Consider the following 18,841-nt stretch of genomic DNA (forward strand, 5'->3'; position numbering starts at 1 on the left):
GAGGGTTCAGCCGTCCGCAAGCTTGTCCGTAGCCCTCACCAGCCCGTCGATGATTCCCGGCTCGCCTGCAGAGTGGCCCGCGTCGTGGACGATCCACAGCTCGGCTTCGGGCCAGGCTTTTTTCAGTTCCCACGCAGAGACGGGCGGGGTGCAGATGTCGTGGCGGCCCTGCACGATAATGCCGGGGATGTCCTTGATCTTGCCGACGTCGCGCAGCAGCTGGCCTTCTTCGAGGAAGAAGTTTTCCAGGAAGAAACGCGCGCAGATGCGGGCGAAGGGGACGGCCTTGGATGGGTCGGCGAAGCTGCCGAGCAGATCCTCGTTGGGCAGCAAAGTCGCGACATTGCCTTCCCACAGCGACCATTCCTTCGCGGCGGCGAGGCGGGTTTCCTCGTCGTCGCTGGTCAGGCGGGCATGGTAGGCCTTCACCAGATCGCCACGCTCTTCCTCGGGGATCAGGCCGGTGAACTTGTCCCACTGTTCGGCCATGATCTCGCTCGCGCCATAGGAGTAGAGCCAGTCCTTCTCCTTCTGGCGGCCGAGGAACACGCCGCGCAGCACGATCTCGCTGGTGCGTTCAGGGTAGGTCTGCGCGTAGGCGAGCGAGAGCGTCGCGCCCCAGCTGCCACCGAACACCTGCCATTTCTCGTGGCCGCACATCTGGCGCAGCCGCTCGATATCCTCGACGATCCGCCAGGTGTCGTTGTTCTCGATCTCCGCAAACGGGAGCGACTTGCCGCAGCCGCGCTGGTCGAACAGGAGGACGTCGTATTTCTCCGGGTTCCACTGGCGGCGGTGATCGGGGCTCATCCCGCCGCCCGGGCCGCCGTGAAGGAACACCGCAGGCTTCGCGCCCTTTGTCCCGACCCGCTCGTAATAAAGCGAATGCCCCTCACCGACATCGAGCATGCCGGTCTCGTAAGGTTCGATTTCGGGATAGAGGGTGCGTTCGTATTCCATCATCAATCCTTGAATTCGACGACCACCAGCGGGCCGAGATCGGCGCGGGTATCCATCCGCCCGCGCGCAGGGTCCCACAGGCTCGATACCGTGCCGTCGAGATAGAGCGCGTTGGGCGTCTTCGCCACATCGCGGAAGAAGCGCGCGAACTGGCCGAAGCTCACCGGGCGCGCGGTAATCGCGAAATGCGCCTTGCCGTCCGCATCCACCCCCACGCCGTTGCGGATGCGTTTAGAGGGTCCATCCTCGGAAATCTTCGGATGAATCACCCCGTCGATCACCAGCATCGGGCCGCTCTGGGTGCCGAAATCGGGTCGGTCGCCGACGGTGCTATAGAAGTCTTCGGTCGTCTTGATCCGCCACGTGCCCCCGGTGCCGTAGAACACGCCATTGGGCTTGAGGTGGAAATTGCCCGAGCCATCGTTGCGGTTCAGCTCCTGCAACCGCTCGCGCTCTTCGACATAATAGCCGATCGGCTTGCCTTCGCCGTCATACATGCCCGCATTCATCGCGAAGGCGACGCGCGGCGCATTGTCCGGCCGCGAGGCGGAGAATTTGGCGAGGCTGCGGAAAGTCGGCGAGCCGAGCACCATGCGGACGCGATGCTCCGCCGGATCGGCGACGCAATGGGTGAACACGACATCTTCGAACCGGACCGGCTGACAGGCCGAATCCTCGGGCTGCGCGGTCTCGCTCGGCGTCGGGGTAGGGCTGGGCGAGGGCGGTGGTGCCTCGTCGGCCTTCATCGCGACTTCCTTGCCCTTTTCGCCGCTGATATCGGTGCGGATCACCGGATCGCCCGCCTGTGGCTGATCGCAGGCGGCCAGCGAGAGCAGGCTGGTGGCAAGGAGGATGGTTACGCGCTTCATTGCCCGAATCCCGCCTGGTCGTGGCGCCTGATGGCTTCGCGTGCGGCGGCGAGGAGCGCGCTTGCCTTGGCCTCGCACTCGCGCTGTTCGGACGCCGGATCGCTATCCGCCACGATGCCTGCGCCGGCGGTGACATGGAGCGTGCCGTCCTTCACCAGTCCGGTCCGCAAGACGATGCACGAATCGAAGCTGCCGTCGGGCGCGAAATAGCCGACGCCGCCTGCATAGGGGCCGCGCTTTTCGGTTTCCAGCTCAGCAATGATCTCGCACGCGCGCAGTTTGGGCGCGCCGCTGACGGTGCCTGCGGGGAAGCCCGCGAACAGCGCGTCGAGTGCATCCTTGCCTTGCGCGATGCGGCCGGTGACGTTGCTGACGATGTGCATGACGTGGCTATAGCGTTCGACCGCGAAGCTGTCTGTCACAGCGACGCTGCCCGCCGAAGCGACCCGCCCCACATCGTTGCGCCCGAGATCGAGCAGCATCAGGTGCTCGGCGCGTTCCTTGGGATCGGCCAGCAGCTCGCTCTCCGCCGCGCGATCGGCTTCGGGCGTGGCGCCGCGCGGGCGCGTGCCCGCGATCGGGCGGATGGTGACCTCGCCGCCGCGCAGGCGCACGAGGATTTCCGGGCTCGAGCCGACGACGCCCGCCTCGGGCAGGTCGAGCAGGTAGAGAAAGGGCGAGGGGTTGACCCGCCGCAGCGCGCGATAGAGCGCCATCGCAGAATGCGGGAAAGGGGTGGTGAAGCGCTGCGCCAGCACGACCTGGAAGATGTCGCCCGCCACGATGTATTCCTGCGCGCGCGCCACCCGCGCGGCGTAGTCTTCGGGCGCGACGGTCGGTTGCAGTGCAAGGCTCTCGGGATCGATCGCAGACGGGCTGGCGCTCTGCCCGCTCGCCGGGGCCGGCTGCGCGAGGCGCCGCAGTGCATCCTCGATCCGCTCCTCGGCGGCATCCAGCGTGCTCTCTGCATCGCCCGATCCGGGCCAGACCGGCGCGACCAGATAGACCTCGTCGGTCAGCGCATCGAATACCAGCAGCAGTCCGGGGCGCGCAAAGACCATGTCCGGCAGGCCGAGCGGATCGGCCTCGGCGCGCGGCAGGTGTTCCACCAGTGCAACCGTCTCGTAGCCGAAATAGCCGACGAGGCAGGCCAGCGCGGGCGGCAATTCCTTGGGCACCGGCATTTCGATTTCGGCGAGCAGGCCGCGCAGGGCGGCAAGCCCGTCACCCTCGACCGGCTCGAAAGCCGTGCGGTCGCTCCGCCAGCTGCGGTTGATCGCCGCGCCGTCGCCTTCGCCGCGCAGCATCAGGTCGGGGTCGATACCCAGCAGGCTGTAGCGCCCGCGAATCTCGCCGCCTTCGACCGATTCGAGCAGGAAGTCGCCGCGCCCGCGCTCCATCAGTGCCAGCGCCGCGCCGACGGGCGTCAGCGTATCGGCGACATGCCGCTGCCAGACGAGCGCGGGTCGCCCCTGCGCCAGCCTGTCGCGCGCGGCCTCGCGATTGCGAAGCATGTCTAGTTCGTCGCGCCGGTCAGCTCGCGGCGGACCGCGGCCACGGCATCGTCGCTCTGTTCCACGCCAACTTCACTGCGGATGGCGACGCGCATCTGGTCGCCATATTCGCGCAGCAGAATCTGGCCGTAGCCAGCGCGGGCCTGGCCGATCAGCGGATCGTCCGCGTCCAGTTCCCCAGCGGTGACATCCTCCAGCGCGACGAGGAAATAGCCCTGGTCGCCCGGTGCGGGGAGCCGCTTGGCCGAGCCCTCGGTCATCGCGAACATCAGCGCGATCGGCGGATTGGGCTGCTGCTGCTGCATCAACTGCTCACGCGTGACGTTGACCGGGCGTGCCGGCGGCAGCGGCGTATCTTCCGCACGCATCGCCGCGGCCAGGGTGCTGCCCGAATTGACGCGCTTGAGAATGCGGTCCGCGGCCTTGCGCGCTTCTTTCTGCCCTTCGGCGAGTTTCCACATCACCGAAACCTCCTCGCGGATTTCGGCCAGCGGCGGGGCGGCGGAAGGCGTGATCGATTCGGTCTCGAACAGGATGAAGGTGTCGCCACCCTGGCCCTGCGCGATCTGCGGCCGGCCCTCTTCCATTTGGAACACCGTGGTCAGCAGCGGCTGCACTTCGGGTGGCGCGCGTTCGCCCTGCTCGCCATCGAAGACGGCACCCGAGGCGAGGAGCGGAGCGGTGACCTTGGCATCGAGGTCGAGGCCTTCGGCGACCTGTCGGAACGATTCGCCGCTGTTCATGCGATTTTCGATCTCGGAAGCGAATTCGTTGATCGCGCTCCGCTCCTTCTCGTTCCGGATCGCCTGCTCGATTTCGGGCCGGGCTTCGGCGAGCGACCGTGCGGCGATCGGGGTAACGTCGTCGATCCGCACGACATGGAAGCCAAGCGGGCTGCGCGCGATTTCGGCAACGTCGCCTTCATCGGCGGAGAACACCGCGCTGGCGACCGCGTCGTTGACCTGCTGGGCGTAAGCCTCGCGCCGGATCGGGCCGATCTCCGCCGATTCCAGGCCCGCGTCGCGCGCAACCGAGGCGAACGAGGCGCCGCCTTCGATCCGGTCGCGGAAGCTTTCCGCCGCCTGCCGGGTGGGCACGATCAGCTGGGTGAAAGTGCGTTCCTCGCTGGCGCGATAGAGGTCGGCGTTTTCCTGGTAACGGGCGCGGATTTCGGCCTGCGTCGGCTGAATTTCGTTGCCCATCGCGTCGGTGTCGAACACCGCGTAGCGCACCCGGCGCCGTTCCGGCAGGATGAAATCGCTGCGATTCTCGCGGTAGAATTTCTGCAGCTGCTCGTCCGTCGGGTCTTCATCGGGGAGGAATTGCTGCGAGGGGACGAGCGCGATCGAGCCTTCGCGCCGCTCGCGCAGCTGCGTGGCGTAACGCTTCACGATCGAGTCCGGCAGCCTTGCGCCGAACACCGCCGGGATCAGCACCTGGCGGGCGACCAGCCCGTCGCTCAGATCCTCGCGCACCAGCTGGTCGGTCAGACCCTGCCGCTGGAGCGCCTGACGATAGAGGCTCTCGTTGAAATTGCCGTCCGGGCCCTGAAACGCGGGAATCTGCATGATCTCGCTATTGATCAGGTTATCGCCCACGCGCAGCCCGAGCATGCGTCCGTATTCCGACACCGAAACCCGTTCGAGCAAGTCGTTGAGTGCCATCGTCAGGCCGCCTTCGGCGAGGAATTCCTCCAGCGACATGGTCGGGTCGTTGCTTTGTACCTGGCGGAACGCGTTGTTGGCCGATTCACGCAGTTCTGCGGTGGTCACTTCCTCGTCGCCGACCACGGCCACGTTGTTGGTGCCCGACAGGCCCCCGAAAGTGCCGGTGGTCGACACGTCGGCGCTGGCAAAGGCGAGCGCGATCAGCACGAGAAAGCCGATCGTGATGGCGAGGCCGATCTTGGACTGGAAGAAGGAACGGAAGAAATTGATCATCGAATGACGGGCCTTGGCGGATGGGGCGATGCTATAATGGAGCTTTATCGGCCTGCGCACGCGAAGGAAACGCACTTGCAGACCGGCGCGACCCTTAAATGGGCAGCCGGGGTGCCGCAAGGCCACGCATTACGGGTTTTGACGTGGGTGTCGCTACGTGGGTTTTGACTGTCCGGGATTGCTTCGCTACCGACCGGCAGCTGCGTACGGAACGAACCGTCGCGCACCACATTTCGAAAAACACAACAGGAAACTATACGGAATGGCGAACCGCCCTTTCATCGTTGGCAACTGGAAAATGCACGGCACGCGCGCGATGCTGTCCGAAGCGCGTGCGATCGATCGCGCAGCGCAACGACTGATGCAGGTGGAGATTGCCCTCGCTCCACCGTTCACCCTGATTCACCCGGTTCGGCGCGAAGCCGAGCAGATCGGCGTCGGCGCGCAGGATTGCCATCCGGCGGATGGCGGCGCGCATACCGGCGACATTTCCGCCGCGATGGTCGCCGATGCGGGCGCTGGCTTCGTCATTCTCGGCCATAGCGAACGCCGCGATGGCCATGGCGAGAAGGACAAGCTGGTCGCCGAGAAGGCGCAGGCCGCGTTCGATGCGGGCCTGAAGGTCATCCTGTGCTGCGGCGAGCCGATGGCCAAGCGCGAAGCGGGCAAGGCGGTCGAGCATGTGCTGCGTCAGATCAAGGCCTCGCTGCCCACCGAGATCGAGGAGCCGGGCGAGCGGCTGACCATCGCCTACGAACCGATCTGGGCGATCGGCAGCGGCGCTGCGGCGGGCGTAGAAGACATTTCGGAAATGCACTCCGCGATCCGCGAATACCTGGTCAAGACCTTCGGCGAGGAAGCGGGCACCGCGATCCGGATCATCTATGGCGGTTCGGTCAATGCGGACAACGCGGCAGAAATCATTGCGGCGGACGAGGTGGACGGAGCGCTGGTCGGCGGGGCGAGCCTGTCTGCCGAAAGCTTCATGAACATCGTGCTGGCCGCGCAGGAAGTGATCGCCAACCGGGATTAGCTCGAGCGCCGCCGCGCTTGCGTCGCGGCGTGCCAGTTCCTAGCTCTCATCACATCAATTCTTCGAAAGCAGTAACCGACAATGTTTCTCTTCCTCACCGTTCTCCAGGCACTGGTCGCCGCTGCGCTGGTCGGCGTGATCCTGATGCAGCGTTCCGAAGGCGGGGGGCTGGGCATCGGCGGCGGCGGCTCGCCGGGCGGAATGATGAGCGCGCGCGGCGCGGCGGACTTCCTGACCCGCGCTACGCGCTGGCTGGCGGTGGCTTTCGTCGTTCTGTCGATCATCCTCGCATCGATGGCGGTGGACATGTCGGGCGGCGATGCGATCGAATCGACGCTGGACCGCAATGTCGGCACGACCGCACCTGCGGTTGCGCCCGATCCGCTGGCAGAGAACGGCCCGCTCGACAGCGAAGGGCTCGACGGCGATCCGCCGGTCGATTCGGTGCCCGAAGGCAACTCGGACCCGCTCGCAGGCGCGACCGAATAAATTTCATCCGGAAATTCGGGGATTGCGGCGAGCAGCGCTTCGCAGCGGCTTGCCTTTGCCCGTCAACGCCACGTAAGGCTCACCTCCCATGGCGCGGTATATCTTCATCACCGGCGGCGTGGTCTCCTCGCTCGGCAAAGGTCTCATGGCGGCATCGCTCGGCGCGTTGCTGCAGGCGCGTGGCTACAAGGTCCGCATCCGTAAGTTCGACCCCTATCTGAACGTCGATCCGGGGACGATGAGCCCCTATCAGCACGGTGAGGTCTACGTGACCGACGACGGGGCGGAGACCGACCTCGATCTGGGTCATTACGAGCGCTTTACCGGCGTTTCCGCGCACCAGGGCGACAACATCACCTCGGGCCGGGTCTATCAGGACATCATCGCCAAGGAGCGTCGCGGCGACTATCTGGGCGCGACGGTTCAGGTCGTTCCGCACGTCACCGACGCGATCAAGGCGTTCGCGCTGGCCGACCAGGGCGACCACGATTTCATCCTGTGCGAGATCGGCGGCACGGTCGGCGACATCGAATCGCTGCCCTTCATGGAAGCGATTCGCCAACTGCGTAACGAGCTGGAGCCCATGCAGACGCTGAGCGTCCATGTGACGCTGGTGCCCTACATCGCCGCCGCCGGAGAACTGAAGACCAAGCCGACGCAGCATTCAGTGCGCGAACTGGCCAGCCTAGGGATCAAGCCCGACGTTCTGCTGTGCCGCGCCGAGCATCCGATTCCGGATAGCGAACGCCAGAAAATCGCGAATTTCTGCAACGTGCGCCAGCAGGCGGTGATTCCGGCTCTCGATGCCAAATCGATCTACGCGGTGCCGCTTCAGTACCACCAGGAAGGGCTCGACGCCGAGGTGCTGCGCGGATTCGGCATCACCGATGCACCCGCGCCCGATCTTTCGCCGTGGCGCGAAGTCACCGACCGCTATTTCAACCCTGAAGGCGAAGTCACCATCGGCGTGGTCGGCAAGTATGTCGGCCTCAAGGACGCGTACAAGAGCCTCAACGAGGCGCTCGTCCACGGTGGAATGGCGAACAAGACGAAGGTCCACCTGAAATGGATCGACGCCGAGATTTTCGAGCGCGACCCGTCTGAGATCATCGCCGAGCTCGAGCCACTTCATGGCATTCTGGTGCCCGGCGGCTTCGGCGAGCGTGGCAGCGAAGGCAAGATCGCGTCGGTCCGCTTCGCGCGCGAACGCAAGGTGCCGTTCTTCGGCATCTGTCTCGGCATGCAGATGGCGTGCATCGAAAGCGCGCGGGCGGCGGGCGTCGAAGGCGCATCCTCGACCGAGTTCGGCGATACCGATGAGCCTGTGGTGGGCATCATCACCGAATGGATGACCAAGGAAGGTCTCGAAACGCGCGCTGCGGACGGCGATCTTGGCGGCACCATGCGGCTTGGCGCCTACGAAGCGAAGCTGGCGGGCAACAGCCATATCAGCGCGATCTATGGCGGCGCGACCGAAATTTCCGAACGGCATCGCCACCGCTACGAGGTCAATGGCGCCTATCGCGAGCGTCTGGAGAGTGACGGGCTGGTCTTTTCTGGCATGTCGCCCGACGGATTGCTGCCCGAAATCGTCGAGCGGCCGGATCACCCCTGGTTCGTGGGCGTACAGTTCCACCCGGAACTCAAGTCACGCCCCTTCGATCCGCATCCCCTGTTTGCAGGCTTTGTTGCCGCAGCACTCAGGCAATCGCGTTTGGTATAGTTTTCACGTACTTGCGTGATGACTTAAGGGTTCAAAGACGAACCCCCTTTATCTTTACCATAATTTGGGTCATAGCCGCGCCCTCGCGTTGTGGGGGCAACGCTTCTTGGGGGTGCCCAATTCAAGAGCTTGTCCCGGGTTTGATCGTCTTCTGCGACCCGGACGGCCAGACTCGGTCAAGGCGGCGTAAGCCGTGGGGCGGTTCCTTCGGAGCCGCCCCAAAACGCGCCTCAATATTCTGATTTTAAAGTAAAAGCCCGCCGCCTCTAGGAGAGACGACGGGCCGTTGTGATGCGCAGATCAAGCTACGCGGGGCAGGGCGAGCGCTAGGCGGCGTCCTTGCCGCGCTCCGCGTCGCCATCGTCCGATGCATCGACGATGCTGAGCGAGGATTTCTGCTGCCCGTTGATCGCGATCTTCTTGGGCTTCATCGCCTCGGGCACTTCGCGCACCAGATCGATCACCAGCAGTCCGTCTGCGAGGTCGGCACTGGCGACACGCACGTGGTCGGCCAGTTCGAAGCGGCGCTCAAACCCGCGATTGGCGATCCCGAGATGCAGCATCTCGCTCTCGGCAGCCTTCGCTTCGTCCTGCTTGCGACCAGTGATGGTCAGCAGGTTCTGCTGCGCGGTGATGTCGATATCATCCGCGCGGAAGCCCGCGAGTGCCAGCGTGATGCGGAAATCATCCTCGCCGCGCTTCTCGATGTTGAAAGGGGGGTAGTTGTCGCCGCTGTTGCGGACCGAGCTTTCGAGCAGGTCGAACAGGTGGTCGAAACCGACCGTGCTGCGGCGATAGGGCGTAAAATCGATACGTGCCATTGAAACAAATCCTCCATTGAGCGATTCTGTTAGTCACAAGCTGTCCGGATCGACCCATCGTGGCATCGCCGGACGGAATTTATGTAGGGTGGCTTGCAGACCGTGCAAGAGCCCGCTCACAGCGAACACGCGAGGGACAATCAGTGGCAGCTAAAGTCGATATCTATACCAAGTTCGGATGCGGATACTGCTTCCGTGCCAAATCGCTACTCGAGCAGAAGGGCGTCGATTTCAACGAGTACGACATCACTATGGGCGGCGAGAAGAAGGACGAGATGCAGGAGCGTGCGCCCAATGCGCGCACCGTGCCCCAGATCTTCATCGGCGATACTCACGTGGGCGGATCGGACGAGCTCGCCGCGCTGGATCGCGAAGGCAAGCTTGATGAGATGCTGGCCGGCTGATGAGCCGCATCGCGGTTCTTCAGATGACCTCCGGCATCGATCCGGAGGTGAACGCGAATGCGATCATCGCGGCGATGGCCGATGCACGCGAGGGCGGGGCGGACATGCTGTTTGCGCCCGAGATGGCGCTGTTGCTCGACCGCGACCGCAAGCGTGCCACCGGAGCGATGGACGATCCGGGCTATCCCGGCATCGTCGACCGGCTGTGCGCGGCGGCGAAGGAGCACGCTATCTGGGCGACTTTCGGCCTGCCGGTAAGGTTGGAAAATGCGATGCTCGCCAATCGGTCGCTGCTGATCGCACCGTCGGGTGAGATCGCGGCGCAGTACGACAAGCTCCATATGTTCGATGTCGATCTCGACACCGGCGAGAGCTGGCGCGAGTCGAATGCCTATCTGGCGGGTGAGGCGCTGGGTGTCGCCGACGAAACGCCTGCCGGCAGGCTTGGTCTGACGATCTGTTACGACATCCGCTTTCCCGCGCTGTTCGACGCGCTGGGTAGGGCGAAGTGCGACATGATCGCGATTCCCGCCGCCTTCACCGTGCCCACGGGCACCGCGCACTGGCATACGCTGGTGCGCGCCCGCGCGATCGAGGCCAGCGCCTTCGTGGTCGCGGCCGCGCAGGTCGGCGAGCATGCCGACGGGCGCACGACCTATGGCCATAGCCTGGTGGTCGACCCGTGGGGCGACGTATTGCTGGATATGGGCGGAGATGAGGCCGGGCTCGGATTCGCCGAAATCGACCCGGACCGGATCGCCAAGGTGCGCAAACAAGTGCCCAGCCTTGCCAATCGCCGCGCCATTCCCGATCTGTCGCAACCATGATCGTGTTCGACCTTGCCTGCGACGACGGCCATCGCTTCGAGGCTTGGTTCCGCTCGTCCTCCGCATTCGAGGAACAGGGCGCGAAGGGCCTGTTGGTCTGCCCGCATTGCGGTTCGGGAGCGGTAAGGAAAGCGCCAATGGCTCCCGCCGTTCCCGCGAAAGGCAATGTGCAGCGTGCGGATCTTCCGGCCAAGGTCGAAAGCGATGCCGACCAGAGCCAGGGCGGTGCGCTGCCGCCTGCGCTCAAGGAAGCGATGGCGAAGCTCGCCAAGCTGCAGGCCGAGACGATCAAGGACAGCACCTATGTCGGCAGCAAGTTCGCCGAGGAAAGCCGCGCGATGCACTATGGCGAGAAGGATGCGGCGCTGATTCACGGCAAGGCCGATGCAAAGGAAGCGCGCGAACTTCTGGAAGAAGGCATCACCATCGCGCCGCTGCTGGTCCCCTTCACGCCACCCGACGAGACCAACTGAGCACCATTGCTGCTTCGCGCATTGCGGCCGCACGACGACTGCCGATAACGCCGCGCCCGGCGCACCCGTAGATCGGGTGGATAGAGCATCGGATCCCTTGCCGGAGCCGCGTAGCGGCGGAGACGACCGGAGCGTTAGCGGAGGTCTATCCGGGGGCCATTGCGGCTTCCCTCATTGCGGCGCACGGCGACTGCCGATAAACCCGCGCCCGGCGCGCCCGTAGCTCAGGTGGATAGAGCATCGGATTCCTAATCCGGGGGCCACAGGTTCGAGTCCTGTCGGGCGCACCACGCACATTGCGAGGGGGGCAATCGCGCATGACGCATAAATGGACCACAGGCTTTTCGTGGCTGGCACTCTTGCTGGCGCTCGGCGCTACGATCGTTGCGTTTACGGGGATGACGCTGGCGCGCGTCGACCGGATCGGGAAACTGGAAGGGTTCGGATATCTCGTCCAGTCGGCGCCCTTCGCGGCAGCCGCACTGGTGATCGGGCTGATCGCGGTGATCCTGAATTGGCGTAAGGGCTGGCCCGCGCTGCGTGCAGCCGTGCCGGGTTTTTTCATTGCCCTCGGCTTCGTCGGATGTCTCGCGGTCCGCGTGGCGATGGGGGCCGACGCGCCCATGATTCACGATGCGACCACCGACCTTGCCGACGTGCCGCAGTTCGAGGCAATCACTTTGCCCGAAGACAATCTGCGCGGATTGAGCGAGCCCAGCGAATGGGTTTCGCTGCACGAGATCGGCTATCCGGATCTGCGCAGCGTGGTGCTCGACCGGCCGGTTGCGCAGACCATTCGCGATGCCGAAAAGCTCGCCAAGGCGCGCGGCTGGACGATCCGCGCGGTCGACCCCGAAGCGGGTCGGCTGGAGGCGACCGCCTATGCGTCGTACATCCGTTTCGAAGACGAGGTCGTGATCCGCGTCCGGCCCGACGGTGCCGACCGCAGCCTGGTCGACATGCGCTCCACCAGCCGGGTCGGCATCGGTGATCTGGGTGTGAATGCAGACCGGATTCGCGACTTCCTCGAAGATCTCGCCGCAGTGCGGTAGGCGTCAGCCTTCGACGGTTTCGCCGGGTTCGCGGCCCAGGGGTACACGTTCCTTGAAGGTGTGCGTGACGTAGGGGAAGGGGATTTCGATCCCTGCCTCGTCCAACCCGCGCTTGATCGCGCGTACCACCTTGTCGGTCGATTCCCACCCATCACGCGGGGTCGAGCCTGCGTGCCAGCGGACGAGGAAATCGACCGAGCTGGAATTGAAGGTGGTGGCGAAGATGTCGATGCCCTTGCCCTTCTCAATCCCCTCGACGCCCTCGACCGCCTTGCGGATCACCTGTGCCGCATGATCCAGATCGGTGTCGTAGGAGACTCCCGCGACCACCTCGTGGCGGCGCAGCTGCTCGTCTGTCAGGATCTCGACCGGGTTCTTGAAGATCATCGAGTTGGGCACGATGGTCAGCTCGCCCGAAAGCTTGCGCACATGGGTCTCGCGCAGGGTAATATGCTCGACCTTGCCCTTGATCCCCTCGCACTCGATCACGTCGCCGATCCGCATCTTCTCGCGCAGCATGATCAGCACGCCCGCGAGGAAGTTCTCGAAGATATCCTGAAAGGCGAACCCTATCGCGACCGCGCCGATGCCGAGCCCGGCGATCAGGCTGGCGGGCGTCATCCCGGGCATGACCACGATCAGCGCGATCATCAGGCCGACGATCCAGATGCCGAGCTTCACGACGGTATCAATCAGATTTTGCAGGCTGGGGCGCATGTCGGTCTTGCCGATCGCGCGGCTGACCCCGCGCACCGCGATGCGCGCGACGATCCAGGTCACCAGAAGGATGAGGATGGCAATGGCAAAATTGGGGAGGGCGCGGATGAAGCCCTCCGCCATGTCGACCAGCTGGTCCTGCAAGGTGCCCAGCGTGTTGACGGTCTGGTCGTAGGTTTCGCCCGCAGGCGTCGTATTCGGTACGCTCATGAAACTCCCCGTTTTGCGCCACTAACGGCGCAAAAGCGGGGCTGGTTCCGCCCTGGCCGAAAGGCGGTAGGGAAAAGGCGGGTTAGGCGCCCTTTCCTTTCGCATGTTCCTCGCGCGCGATCTCGTGCAGCCAAGCGGCATGCTGTGGCGCCTTCTTGGTTTCGCTCCATTCGTCGAGCATGGGCATGGCGACGCGCTTGAGCTCCGCATACTGCTCGTCGGTGCCGATATCGGCGGCGAGCTCCACGCGGTGGCCGTTCGGATCGAAGAAGTAGATCGACTTGAAGATGCCGTGATGCGTGGGGCCGAGGACATCGATGCCGAGGCCCTCGATATGCTCCTTGGCGGCGACCAGCGCATCCTCGTCCGCCACTTTGAAGGCGAGGTGCTGGACCCACATCGGCGTATTCTCGTCCCGGCCCATGTCCTTCTGGTTGGGCAGTTCGAAAAAGGCGAGAATATTGCCGTTACCCGCGTCGAGGAAGACGTGCATGTACGGGTCGTATTCGCCCGTAGAGGGCACGTGATCCTCCGAAAAGGCGCTGGTATATTCCATACCAAGCACCTTCTCGTACCACTCGACCGTCTCTTTCGCGTCCTTGCAACGATAGGCGGCGTGGTGGACGCCGCCGAGGTTTACCGGATGGCTCGCTTCATTCATTCTGCCGGTTCCGACACGGTCTTCGCGTCTTCCACGTTCAGCACACCGCGCCGCACCTGGTCGCGCTCCATGCTTTCGAACAGCGCCTTGAAATTGCCTTCGCCGAAGCCTTCGTCACCCTTGCGCTGGATGAACTCGAAGAACACCGGGCCGACCTGCGCTTCCGCGAAAATCTGCAGCAGCAGGCGGGGGTTGCCACCTTCGGTCGTCCCGTCGAGCAGGATGCCGCGGGCCTTCAGTTCGTCGACCGGCTGGCCGTGATCGGGCAAGCGCTCGGACAGCATTTCGTAATAGGTTTCGGGCGGTGCGGTCATGAACGGCACGCCGAATTCCTTGAGCTTGTCCCACGCGGCGATCAGGTCGTCGCAGATCAGGGCGATGTGCTGGATGCCTTCGCCGTTGAATTCGCGCAGATATTCCTCGATCTGGCCCTTGCCGCCATCGCCTTCTTCGTTGAGCGGGATGCGGATCTTGCCGTCCGGCGCGGTCAGTGCCTTGGAGGTCAGGCCGGTATATTCGCCCTTGATGTCGAAGAAGCGGATTTCCTGGAAGTTGAACAGGTTTTCGTACCAGTCGGCCCAATAGGCCATCCGTCCGCCGTAAACATTGTGCGTAAGGTGGTCGATCCGCTGGAAGCCCGCGCCTTCGGGATATTTCTCGACCCCGTCGAGATATTCGAAATCGATGTCGTAGACCGAAAGACCGTCCGCGCTTCCTTCGCCATCGGCATCGGCATAGCGGTCGATAATGTAGATCAGCGCGCCGCCGATGCCCTTGATCGCGGGGATGGAGAGTTCCATCGGGCCGGTCTGCGTGTCGACCGGCTCTGCGCCGGCATCCATCAGCTTCGCCCAGGCTTCGGCCGAATCCTTCACGCGGAAACCCATGCCGCACGCGCTCGGCCCGTGCTCGCGCGCAAAATACCATGCCGCGCTCATCGGTTCGTAGTTGGTGACGAGGTTGATATTGCCCTGCCGCCACAGCTGCACGTCCTTGGAGCGATGGTTGGCAATATGGGTAAAGCCCATGGCCTGAAAAACCGGTTCCAGCGTGCCCTTTTCCGGCGCGCAGAATTCGACGAACTCGAAGCCGTCGAGGCCCACAGGGTTTTCGAACAGGTCGGCCATCAGCCATCCTCCTTCATAAATCGTGGTTTCTTGGCGGGTGCTGCCTGCTTTTCTCACGGTATTGCCGTAGCGGAAAGGCCTGCCCCGGGGGTGGGCACGAGCTAGGTCTGCACAGCCCCCGTGTCAATCTTAGCGACGGGCTCGAATCGGGCCAGCTTCCGGCAATGCCCGGCATCGAAGCGGAAAATGCACTCGCGCAGCCGCAAGGGGCTTGTTTCGCGGACTCGCTTGTGATTCAAGGGATTCATGAACATCTCGAAAAAAGCACTGGCAAAACAGGGTCGCGCCGCACGCCGCGAACGCCTGACCCAGGGCTTGGCACTGGCCGCTCTGCTGCTGATGGGTGGCATGGCTATCGCCGGGCCGAGCGGAGTTTTCGCGTGGAGCGATGCGTCCGCCGCGCTCGCCCAGCACGAAACGCGCATCGCGATGTTGCAGGAACAGCGCGACGACCTGCGCCAGCGGGTCGATGCGCTCGATCCCGACAATGCCGACCCGGACATGGTGGTCGAGATGATGCGGCGAAACCTCAACGTCGTTCATCCCGACGAGGTCATTCTGCCGAAGCCGGAAGCCTCGGCGGACTGATCCGACATGGTGGCGGTGGTTTCACTGCCCCGAACCTCACAAGCAACCATTGCATGCCCCGCGACGTTACGTCATGGGCGTTGTCGCAATAGGTCGTCAGCCTGCGAAGGAGCATCAATTGGCCAAAAAACCCGCCCCCAAGAAGAAGGCCCCGCAGGCCGAGAGCATGGTCGCAAAGGACGACCCCGATTTCGCGCTGAAGTCGCTTCAGGAAGAGTTCGAGAAGAACAAGACCTTCGAAGCCGACGACGAGCAGATGCTGCGTTTCTACGAGCAGATGCTGCTGATCCGCCGGTTCGAGGAACGCGCGGGCCAGCTCTATGGCCTCGGCTTGATCGGTGGGTTCTGTCATCTTTACATCGGGCAGGAAGCGGTCGCGATCGGGCTCCAGTCCGCGCTGGATAACGACAGGGATTCGGTCATCACCGGCTATCGCGATCATGGCCACATGCTCGCCTACGGGATCGACCCCAAGGTCATCATGGCCGAATTGACGGGGCGCCAGGCGGGTATCTCGAAGGGCAAGGGCGGCTCGATGCACATGTTCAGCACCGAGCATAAATTCTATGGCGGGCACGGCATCGTCGGCGCACAGGTGCCGCTGGGCGCAGGGCTGGCCTTCGCGCACAAGTACAACGAGGATGGCGGCATGACGCTCGCCTATTTCGGCGACGGCGCGGCGAACCAGGGCCAGGTGTACGAAGCGTTCAACATGGCCGCCTTGTGGAACCTGCCGATCTGTTTCGTGGTCGAAGACAACCAGTACGCGATGGGCACCGCGACCAAACGGTCGAGCGCCGAGACCCGCTTCTACCGCCGCGGCACCAGCTTCCGCATTCCCGGCATGGAAGTCGATGGCATGAACGTGCTGGAGGTGCGCCAGGCCGCCGAAGTGGCGTTCAAGCACGTGCGCGAGGGCAACGGCCCGGTGCTGATGGAGTGCAACACCTATCGCTATCGCGGGCACTCGATGTCCGACCCGGCGAAGTACCGCACGCGCGAGGAAGTGCAGGACCAGAAGGACCACCACGACCCGATCGAGCGGATCAAGAAGGCACTGATCGAGCAGGGCAAGAGCGAGGACGAATTGAAGGATATCGACAAGGGCATCCGCTCGCGGGTTTCCGAAGCTGCCGACTTTGCGGAAAATTCGCCTGAACCGGAGGGCAAGGAACTCTACACCGACGTTCTGGTGGAGGAGTATTGAGCGATGGCAACCGAACTGAAGATGCCCGCGCTCTCGCCCACGATGGAAGAGGGCACGCTCGCCAAGTGGCTCAAGTCCGAAGGTGACAAGATCGAGATCGGCGACATCATCGCCGAGATCGAGACCGACAAGGCGACGATGGAATTCGAGGCGGTCGACGAAGGCACGCTGGCGAAGATCCTCGTCGATGAAGGCACCGAAGGCGTGTCCGTCGGCGCGGTCATCGCGATGATGGCCGACGAGGGCGAGGATGTGGGCGATATCGAAGCGCCTGCCGCGTCGTCTGAGGAACCCAAGGAAGATGTCGAAGGCGAAGGCAAGGACGTTGGCCGCGAGCCCTCCGAAGCCGATGTGACGGATACGGCGGAAAAGCCGACCCGTTCGCCCGCCAGCGATCCTGCGATTCCCGAAGGCACGAAAATGGTCTCGACCAGCGTGCGCGAAGCCTTGCGCGATGCGATGGCCGAGGAAATGCGCCGGGACGAGCGCGTGTTCGTGATGGGCGAGGAAGTCGCCGAGTATCAGGGCGCCTACAAGGTCACGCAGGGCCTGCTGGACGAGTTCGGCGCCAAGCGCGTGGTCGACACGCCGATCACCGAATATGGCTTTGCCGGCCTCGGAACGGGCGCTGCGATGGGCGGTCTGCGTCCGATCGTCGAGTTCATGACCTTCAACTTCGCGATGCAGGCGATCGACCACATCATCAACTCGGCCGCCAAGACCAACTACATGTCAGGTGGCCAGATGCGCTGCCCGATGGTCTTCCGCGGGCCCAACGGCGCCGCAAGCCGTGTCGGCGCGCAGCACAGCCAGAATTACGGCCCCTGGTACGCCAGCGTGCCGGGCCTGATCGTGATCGCACCTTACGACGCGGCGGACGCAAAGGGCCTGATGAAGGCCGCGATCCGAAGCGAAGATCCAGTCGTATTCCTCGAGAACGAGCTGGTCTACGGGCGTAGCTTCGATGTGCCCGAGATGGACGATTACGTGCTGCCGATCGGCAAGGCACGCATCGTGCGCGAAGGCAGCGACGTGACGATCGTGTCCTATTCGATCGCAGTCGGCCTCGCGCTGGAAGCGGCGGAAGAACTGGCCGGGCAGGGCATCGAGGCCGAGGTTATCGACCTGCGTACGCTGCGTCCGCTGGACAAGGAAACCGTGCTCGAAAGCCTCAAGAAGACCAACCGCATGGTGGTCGCCGAGGAAGGCTGGCCGACCTGCTCCATCGCGAGCGAGATCGTGGCGATCTGCATGGAAGACGGCTTCGACTATCTCGATGCGCCCGTGACGCGGGTCAGCAACGAGGACGTGCCGCTACCCTATGCCGCGAACCTCGAGGCGATGGCCTTGATCGACACCGACCGGATCGTGAAGGCGGTCAAGAAGGTCTGTTACGTCGAGGGGTGACCGCCCGACCGGCTGTGCGAGCGACCAATCGGAAGTCGAGCGGATCTCGCTAGATCGTATGGCAATGGTAGCCGTCGTGGTGTGTCGTATGACACACCCCGATGGCTGCATTGTCGCGAAACGGATTGGTCGGTGACGGACTTGGCGTGGGTGAAGGGGTGGAGCAGTCGGCCGGAGTCACGCCGCTGACCGGGTAGAGGCCGTCGTTCGCGCCTGCGGTATCGCGACGTTCGCGCACCATCATCGACGCGATCTCGCTGATTTCGATGTCGGGCACGAGGCTGGCCGAAATGAGCGGTCGGTATTCGTAGTAGACCTCCACGAACATCGTCACGCCATCGGTTTCGACGAGTGCCTGCCGCCCCGTCGGACCGATCCCGTCGAGGTTTTCTTTCTGATCGTCGTAGGGTGAATCGTAGTCCTTGCTGCCCTTGCACCTCTGCCAGCGAATCCGAGCCTTGTTGTTCGGATTGGCGCCAGCCATCGGCTCCAGACTGGTGATGACGATCCTGCCCTGATCGTAGAGATTGAGCTCGCCGGCCTGAACCTGCGCGCCGTCCATCAGGTCGTGAATGTCGGATTCGTAGACCTTCTTGGCCTCGCGCGGCCCGCCGACGCCCACGCGCGCGGCATTATCGGCCAGATGGAGCGCCAGCTGACTCAGTCGCATCCGCACCGTGATGTAATTGGTCAGCTCGGCCCCGGTCAGGAACAGGCCCAGCAGCAAGGGCAGCGACAGCGCGAACTCGACCAGCGCAAGGCCGCTGCGATCGTGCGCAATGGTGCGCAGCCTCGCGATTCTTCTGGCCATGCCGACGA

Annotated in this window: 19 protein-coding genes and 1 tRNA gene; 11 read left to right on the forward strand and 9 right to left on the reverse strand. The window is 63.9% G+C overall.

Annotated elements, in window-relative coordinates; translation table 11 throughout:
* Positions 1-6 precede the first annotated feature (6 nt).
* From pip to AAG612_RS02300, 4 genes are read right to left on the reverse strand one after another with little or no spacing between them, the layout of a single operon-like run.
* Positions 7-963 carry a prolyl aminopeptidase gene (gene pip, locus AAG612_RS02285; RefSeq protein ID WP_342506861.1) on the reverse strand — a complete coding sequence of 319 codons (957 nt, stop codon included), beginning with the start codon at positions 961-963 and terminating at the stop codon, positions 7-9.
* Positions 963-1,829: a phosphodiester glycosidase family protein gene (locus AAG612_RS02290; RefSeq protein ID WP_342506863.1), complete on the reverse strand. Its 867-nt coding sequence runs from the start codon at positions 1,827-1,829 to the stop codon at positions 963-965. Before AAG612_RS02290 ends, pip begins: the two co-directional genes overlap by 1 nt.
* On the reverse strand, positions 1,826-3,343 hold the full coding sequence (gene trpE, locus AAG612_RS02295; RefSeq protein WP_342506865.1) for an anthranilate synthase component I: 1,518 nt from the start codon (positions 3,341-3,343) through the stop codon (positions 1,826-1,828). Before trpE ends, AAG612_RS02290 begins: the two co-directional genes overlap by 4 nt.
* Before the next feature lie 2 nt (positions 3,344-3,345).
* Complete coding sequence (locus AAG612_RS02300; RefSeq protein WP_342506867.1) at positions 3,346-5,283, reverse strand: peptidyl-prolyl cis-trans isomerase; 1,938 nt, start codon at positions 5,281-5,283, stop codon at positions 3,346-3,348.
* Positions 5,284-5,545: 262 nt separating this feature from the next.
* On the opposite strand from AAG612_RS02300, the gene tpiA reads away from it, so the two are divergent.
* The 3 genes from tpiA to AAG612_RS02315 all read left to right on the forward strand — a co-directional run bounded on the left by tpiA (position 5,546) and on the right by AAG612_RS02315 (position 8,528).
* Entirely contained in the window at positions 5,546-6,316 is a 771-nt protein-coding gene (tpiA, locus tag AAG612_RS02305) for a triose-phosphate isomerase (protein WP_342506869.1), read from the forward strand.
* Positions 6,317-6,397: 81 nt separating this feature from the next.
* Complete coding sequence (gene secG / locus AAG612_RS02310) at positions 6,398-6,805, forward strand: preprotein translocase subunit SecG (RefSeq protein WP_342506870.1); 408 nt, start codon at positions 6,398-6,400, stop codon at positions 6,803-6,805.
* Positions 6,806-6,893: 88 nt separating this feature from the next.
* The gene (locus tag AAG612_RS02315) at positions 6,894-8,528 is read left to right on the forward strand and encodes a CTP synthase (RefSeq protein WP_342506871.1); all 1,635 of its coding nucleotides are present in this window, start codon (positions 6,894-6,896) and stop codon (positions 8,526-8,528) included.
* A 326-nt stretch (positions 8,529-8,854) separates the two neighbouring features.
* Here the strand turns inward: AAG612_RS02315 and AAG612_RS02320 are convergent, their stop codons facing one another.
* Positions 8,855-9,349, reverse strand: coding sequence for an Hsp20 family protein (locus AAG612_RS02320; protein WP_342506872.1), 495 nt, complete (start codon positions 9,347-9,349; stop codon positions 8,855-8,857).
* A gap of 143 nt (positions 9,350-9,492) precedes the next feature.
* Between AAG612_RS02320 and grxC the strand changes: the two genes are divergently transcribed.
* From grxC to AAG612_RS02345, 5 genes are all read left to right on the forward strand, one after another.
* Positions 9,493-9,753 carry a glutaredoxin 3 gene (grxC, locus tag AAG612_RS02325; RefSeq protein WP_342506873.1) on the forward strand — a complete coding sequence of 87 codons (261 nt, stop codon included), beginning with the start codon at positions 9,493-9,495 and terminating at the stop codon, positions 9,751-9,753.
* Positions 9,753-10,580: a carbon-nitrogen hydrolase family protein gene (locus AAG612_RS02330; RefSeq protein ID WP_342506874.1), complete on the forward strand. Its 828-nt coding sequence runs from the start codon at positions 9,753-9,755 to the stop codon at positions 10,578-10,580. Before grxC ends, AAG612_RS02330 begins: the two co-directional genes overlap by 1 nt.
* Complete coding sequence (locus AAG612_RS02335; protein WP_342506875.1) at positions 10,577-11,053, forward strand: DUF1178 family protein; 477 nt, start codon at positions 10,577-10,579, stop codon at positions 11,051-11,053. Before AAG612_RS02330 ends, AAG612_RS02335 begins: the two co-directional genes overlap by 4 nt.
* 213 nt (positions 11,054-11,266) lie before the next feature.
* A tRNA-Arg gene (locus AAG612_RS02340) sits at positions 11,267-11,343 on the forward strand.
* A gap of 27 nt (positions 11,344-11,370) precedes the next feature.
* Positions 11,371-12,105, forward strand: coding sequence for a DUF1499 domain-containing protein (locus AAG612_RS02345; RefSeq protein WP_342506877.1), 735 nt, complete (start codon positions 11,371-11,373; stop codon positions 12,103-12,105).
* 3 nt (positions 12,106-12,108) lie between these two features.
* Here AAG612_RS02345 and AAG612_RS02350 read toward each other — a convergent pair whose 3' ends face one another.
* The 3 genes from AAG612_RS02350 to hppD form a co-directional block, all read right to left on the reverse strand.
* Positions 12,109-13,032, reverse strand: a complete 924-nt coding sequence (locus AAG612_RS02350; protein ID WP_342506879.1) for a mechanosensitive ion channel family protein — start codon at positions 13,030-13,032, stop codon at positions 12,109-12,111.
* 82 nt (positions 13,033-13,114) lie between these two features.
* Positions 13,115-13,693 (reverse strand): VOC family protein, encoded by a 579-nt coding sequence (locus AAG612_RS02355; protein ID WP_342506881.1) that lies wholly within the window; start codon positions 13,691-13,693, stop codon positions 13,115-13,117.
* On the reverse strand, positions 13,690-14,820 hold the full coding sequence (hppD, locus tag AAG612_RS02360; protein WP_342506884.1) for a 4-hydroxyphenylpyruvate dioxygenase: 1,131 nt from the start codon (positions 14,818-14,820) through the stop codon (positions 13,690-13,692). The genes AAG612_RS02355 and hppD overlap by 4 nt, the downstream gene beginning before the upstream one ends.
* Positions 14,821-15,066: 246 nt before the next feature.
* On the opposite strand from hppD, the gene AAG612_RS02365 reads away from it, so the two are divergent.
* The 3 genes from AAG612_RS02365 to AAG612_RS02375 all read left to right on the forward strand — a co-directional run bounded on the left by AAG612_RS02365 (position 15,067) and on the right by AAG612_RS02375 (position 18,022).
* A complete protein-coding gene (locus AAG612_RS02365; RefSeq protein ID WP_342506886.1) occupies positions 15,067-15,408 on the forward strand; it encodes an FtsB family cell division protein in 342 nt (113 codons plus the stop codon).
* A 118-nt stretch (positions 15,409-15,526) separates the two neighbouring features.
* Positions 15,527-16,615, forward strand: coding sequence for a pyruvate dehydrogenase (acetyl-transferring) E1 component subunit alpha (pdhA, locus tag AAG612_RS02370; RefSeq protein ID WP_425341825.1), 1,089 nt, complete (start codon positions 15,527-15,529; stop codon positions 16,613-16,615).
* A gap of 3 nt (positions 16,616-16,618) precedes the next feature.
* On the forward strand, positions 16,619-18,022 hold the full coding sequence (locus AAG612_RS02375) for a pyruvate dehydrogenase complex E1 component subunit beta (protein WP_342506887.1): 1,404 nt from the start codon (positions 16,619-16,621) through the stop codon (positions 18,020-18,022).
* A gap of 49 nt (positions 18,023-18,071) precedes the next feature.
* Here the strand turns inward: AAG612_RS02375 and AAG612_RS02380 are convergent, their stop codons facing one another.
* On the reverse strand, positions 18,072-18,833 hold the full coding sequence (locus tag AAG612_RS02380; RefSeq protein ID WP_342506889.1) for a TadE/TadG family type IV pilus assembly protein: 762 nt from the start codon (positions 18,831-18,833) through the stop codon (positions 18,072-18,074).
* Positions 18,834-18,841: the final 8 nt, after the last annotated feature.

The organism is Citromicrobium bathyomarinum (assembly GCF_038594605.1).
Classification (GTDB): Bacteria; Pseudomonadota; Alphaproteobacteria; order Sphingomonadales; family Sphingomonadaceae; genus Alteriqipengyuania; species Alteriqipengyuania bathyomarina_B.

What these genes read in the sequence shown, in the direction of transcription:
- pip (WP_342506861.1), bottom strand. Translation starts at nt 963, where the DNA reads ATGATGGAATACGAACGCACCCTCTATCCCGAAATCGAACCTTACGAG.
- AAG612_RS02290 (WP_342506863.1), bottom strand. Translation starts at nt 1,829, where the DNA reads ATGAAGCGCGTAACCATCCTCCTTGCCACCAGCCTGCTCTCGCTGGCC.
- trpE (WP_342506865.1), bottom strand. Translation starts at nt 3,343, where the DNA reads ATGCTTCGCAATCGCGAGGCCGCGCGCGACAGGCTGGCGCAGGGGCGA.
- AAG612_RS02300 (WP_342506867.1), bottom strand. Translation starts at nt 5,283, where the DNA reads ATGATCAATTTCTTCCGTTCCTTCTTCCAGTCCAAGATCGGCCTCGCC.
- tpiA (WP_342506869.1), top strand. Translation starts at nt 5,546, where the DNA reads ATGGCGAACCGCCCTTTCATCGTTGGCAACTGGAAAATGCACGGCACG.
- secG (WP_342506870.1), top strand. Translation starts at nt 6,398, where the DNA reads ATGTTTCTCTTCCTCACCGTTCTCCAGGCACTGGTCGCCGCTGCGCTG.
- AAG612_RS02315 (WP_342506871.1), top strand. Translation starts at nt 6,894, where the DNA reads ATGGCGCGGTATATCTTCATCACCGGCGGCGTGGTCTCCTCGCTCGGC.
- AAG612_RS02320 (WP_342506872.1), bottom strand. Translation starts at nt 9,349, where the DNA reads ATGGCACGTATCGATTTTACGCCCTATCGCCGCAGCACGGTCGGTTTC.
- AAG612_RS02330 (WP_342506874.1), top strand. Translation starts at nt 9,753, where the DNA reads ATGAGCCGCATCGCGGTTCTTCAGATGACCTCCGGCATCGATCCGGAG.
- AAG612_RS02335 (WP_342506875.1), top strand. Translation starts at nt 10,577, where the DNA reads ATGATCGTGTTCGACCTTGCCTGCGACGACGGCCATCGCTTCGAGGCT.
- AAG612_RS02345 (WP_342506877.1), top strand. Translation starts at nt 11,371, where the DNA reads ATGACGCATAAATGGACCACAGGCTTTTCGTGGCTGGCACTCTTGCTG.
- AAG612_RS02350 (WP_342506879.1), bottom strand. Translation starts at nt 13,032, where the DNA reads ATGAGCGTACCGAATACGACGCCTGCGGGCGAAACCTACGACCAGACC.
- AAG612_RS02355 (WP_342506881.1), bottom strand. Translation starts at nt 13,693, where the DNA reads ATGAATGAAGCGAGCCATCCGGTAAACCTCGGCGGCGTCCACCACGCC.
- hppD (WP_342506884.1), bottom strand. Translation starts at nt 14,820, where the DNA reads ATGGCCGACCTGTTCGAAAACCCTGTGGGCCTCGACGGCTTCGAGTTC.
- AAG612_RS02365 (WP_342506886.1), top strand. Translation starts at nt 15,067, where the DNA reads ATGAACATCTCGAAAAAAGCACTGGCAAAACAGGGTCGCGCCGCACGC.
- AAG612_RS02375 (WP_342506887.1), top strand. Translation starts at nt 16,619, where the DNA reads ATGGCAACCGAACTGAAGATGCCCGCGCTCTCGCCCACGATGGAAGAG.
- AAG612_RS02380 (WP_342506889.1), bottom strand. Translation starts at nt 18,833, where the DNA reads ATGGCCAGAAGAATCGCGAGGCTGCGCACCATTGCGCACGATCGCAGC.